Annotated in this window: 3 protein-coding genes; 2 read left to right on the top strand and 1 reads right to left on the bottom strand. The window is 63.9% G+C overall.

The window, feature by feature from the left end; genetic code table 11:
- On the top strand, positions 1-804 hold an 804-nt coding region (locus VKV28_05425), incomplete at its 5' end, for an aspartate-semialdehyde dehydrogenase (GenBank protein HLH76232.1).
- 1 nt (position 805) lies between these two features.
- On the opposite strand, the gene VKV28_05420 is transcribed toward VKV28_05425, so the two are convergent.
- Complete coding sequence (locus VKV28_05420; protein ID HLH76231.1) at positions 806-982, bottom strand: hypothetical protein; 177 nt, start codon at positions 980-982, stop codon at positions 806-808.
- Between the two features lie 334 nt (positions 983-1,316).
- Here VKV28_05420 and VKV28_05415 point away from each other — a divergent pair.
- Positions 1,317-3,237, top strand: a 1,921-nt coding sequence (locus tag VKV28_05415; protein ID HLH76230.1) for a protease pro-enzyme activation domain-containing protein, incomplete at its 3' end; no start/stop codon positions are given.

Below are 3,237 nucleotides of genomic sequence, written 5' to 3'. Positions count from 1 at the left end.
CGCGAGTTGGAGCCTCTTTACGCGCGCCATGTCCCTACCATCTCCACCGCCCGGCCCTTTCGCATGGAACCCGACGTGCCGCTGGTCATTCCCGGGGTCAACCTCGACCATCTCGGCCTGATCGCGCAGCAGCGGCGCCAGCGTGGTTGGCGCGGCTTTATTGTCACGCTGCCCAATTGCACCGCCACCGGAATGGCGATCACGCTCAAGGCGCTGGAGGAAAACTTCGGGGTCGCGGCGGTGATGGTAACCACGATGCAGGGAATCTCGGGGGCGGGGCGCGACCTGCCGGCGCTGGACATCGTGGAGAACATCATTCCCTACATTCCGCGGGAGGAGGAACGGGTAAGGATCGAGACCGGAAAGATTCTAGGCCGGCTGGAGGGCGAGAAGGTAGTCGAACTGGCGGCACCGATCAGCGCTACCTGCACCCGCGCCGCAGTCATCGCCGGGCACACTGAAGCACTCAGCGTGTCGCTCAAACATCCCGCCTCGGTGGAGGCGGTAATCGGATGCTTCGAGCATTTCGGCCACGCCTTCACCGATATGCGCCTGCCCACTGCGCCGCGCCATATGATCACGGTCCATCGCGACCCGATGCGGCCGCAGCCGCGACTGGATCGCGACGCCCAGGATGGGATGACCACCTCGGTGGGGCGGATTCGACCCGACGAAGTGCTGCCCAACGGCATCAAATACTTGCTGGTGACGCACAATGCCTGCATGGGCGCGGGCAAGGGCGCCGTGCTTTTGGCAGAATACCTGGCCGCTCAGGGCTACCTGCCGGCCACGTCCAGAAGTTAGCTCAGACCGGCAGTTGCCAGCCCATCACATAGGCAACGATAAAGAGCACCAGGAAGATCACGAACAGGCCGCGACCGGCATAGGCCGGAGCGCTGGGCTCGGCAGCGAAGCCGAGCAAGCCGCAAATAGCGCCCGTGATCAAGAACACAAAGGCATAGGTCATATGCGAAGTGAACATTGATTAGCTTTCCCTGATTGCGCCGCTCTGGGGGCGGTTCGCTACCACGGCATCTTGGCTCAAGCCCATGCTTCCATGCAAGCCTCGGTTCCCATTGGCAAAGGGCGCAGGCAAGCCGATGGCCCCCCGCCAAACCATCGTCACTCTATCCCGCAGTAATTTCTTTGCTCCTTTTCGCCACCTAATGGACTTTACGCAACTAACCGTTGCGCCGCGACGAATTAAACCGTAGTCGCGCCGGATTCCCCGGCTGACTATCGGGCCGAGGCAGTTGACGGGCAAGCACGTGAAAGAAAATTTCACAGGAGTCGGGGTTGGTAGCCTCGCAAGGGGAATGGTCGGCGCGGTCTTGGCGCTGGCGATCCTCGCGCGGGCCGCGCATGGCGAACCAATGATGACGCTGGCTCACAATCGTCCGGCGGCGGCCATCCAAAACGCGGTGGTCGGCACCGCGGAGGGCTCACGCCAGCTCACGCTTTCCGTGAGCCTCAAGCCACGGGCGGCGGCCGCGCTGGCGCAACTGTTGGCCGACCTGCACGACCCCTCCTCGCCACGCTACCATCGATGGCTGAGCGGGGCCGAATTCAGTGCGCGCTTCGGTCCTGCACCAGCGACGGTGGCAAGCGTCGTGCAATGGCTGAAGGCGCAAGGTTTGGTGGTCGAGATGGCTCCCCGCGGCGGGCAAATCCGATTCAATGGCACGGTAAGCGCGGTCCAGCGCGCTTTCCAGACCACGATCGCGACTTACGGCGACGGGACGACTTATGCCAACCTGGACGAGCCGCATATCCCTGCGCGGCTGGCAGAAGCGATCGCCGCCATCAGCGGGTTGGACAACATGTCGCGCTCGGTTGCAGCCAGCCGCGTCCCCAGCCTCGCACCCGCGCTCAGACTGCCTGCGCTGAGTGAGCTGGGACAGCTTTTGGAGCTGCCGACTCAAGCAGGCGTGGGCGCGATACCGTTGGCAATCATCCCGCCGTGGCGCGCAGCCTTTGCTCCCAGCGATTTTTATACCTTCTATGATGAGCCAGCGGCGGTGCGCGCGCTGGATGGCCAGGAATGTATCGCGATCGTGGGCGATTCCGACTACCTACCAGCTGCTTTGGCGTTGTTCAATTCCCAGTTCAATTTGCCCAACGTCGCGCCGACTGAAAAGCTGGTGGACGGCAGCAACCCGGGCATCGGAAACGACGAATTGGAAGCGCTGCTGGACCTGGAATGGTCGCACGTGGCTGCGCCACGGGCGCCGCAGGTTTTCTATCTTGATAACCCGGCCACCGGCTCGCTGGCAGACGCCATCGCAGCCGCGGTCGAGGACAACCTGTGCCGGGTCATTTCGATCAGCTTCGATTACTGTGGTCAGCCCCCCAATTTTTACACCGGAACCCTAGACCCGCTGTTCGCCCAGGCGGCGGCGCAAGGACAATCGGTATTGGTGGGCTCGGGAGATTGGGGAGCAGCCAACCTAGTGTTCGATCCCAATCAAGGTACATGTGTGGCCGCCAGCAGCCGCAACGTCAGCGAGATGGCGGCCGACCCCAACGTCACGGCGGTGGGCGGATCTGAATTCCAGCCGGTGTACGACGGCGCGGGCAACGATGTCGGCTTTACCAGCGAAAGCGTCTACAACGACTCCGGCGAGCCGGTGGCCGCGGGCGCGGGCGGGGGCGGAGCCAGCATGCTGTTTGCCAAACCCAGCTATCAGAGCGGCCCTGGGGTGCCGGCCGACAACGCGCGCGACTTGCCCGATGTCGCGCTGATGGCCAGCCCCTATCACCCTGGCGCTTATTTCGGGGAGGACAACGCTGGCAGCCCGGCAATCGGGTGCTGCGCCGGGGGGACCAGCCTGGCTGCGCCGCTGTGGGGTGGAGTTGGCTGGCTACTCAGCTATCAGACCAAGGCACGGCTGGGCAATCTCAACCCCGGCCTCTATCGCCGTGCGGCGGCGGGCCAAGCCCAAGCGGGCTTTCGGGACATCACGATAGGCGACAACAGCTTCAACGGCGTAACGGGATATCAGGCCGGCGCGGGCTATGATTTGGCCAGCGGATGGGGCACGTTGGACGTGAACGACTTGCTCTCGGCCTGGACGGGCCTCCCTACCCCAACCCCAAGCCCGGCGACCAGCCCCACTGCTACCCCTTCGGCTATTCCCACCTTTACCGCTTCGCCCAGCGCTTCCGCCACCTTGACGGTGACGCCTGTGCCAACTCCCACAGGTAGCGCGACGCCCACTGTTTCGCCAACTCCCAGCC

The organism is Candidatus Binataceae bacterium (assembly GCA_035294265.1).
GTDB lineage: Bacteria > Desulfobacterota > Binatia > Binatales > Binataceae > DATGLK01.
This window is presented reverse-complemented; position numbering and strand designations above follow the sequence as displayed.

Coding starts and splice junctions, on each gene's coding strand:
- VKV28_05420 (HLH76231.1), bottom strand. CDS start 982: ATGTTCACTTCGCATATGACCTATGCCTTTGTGTTCTTGATCACGGGC.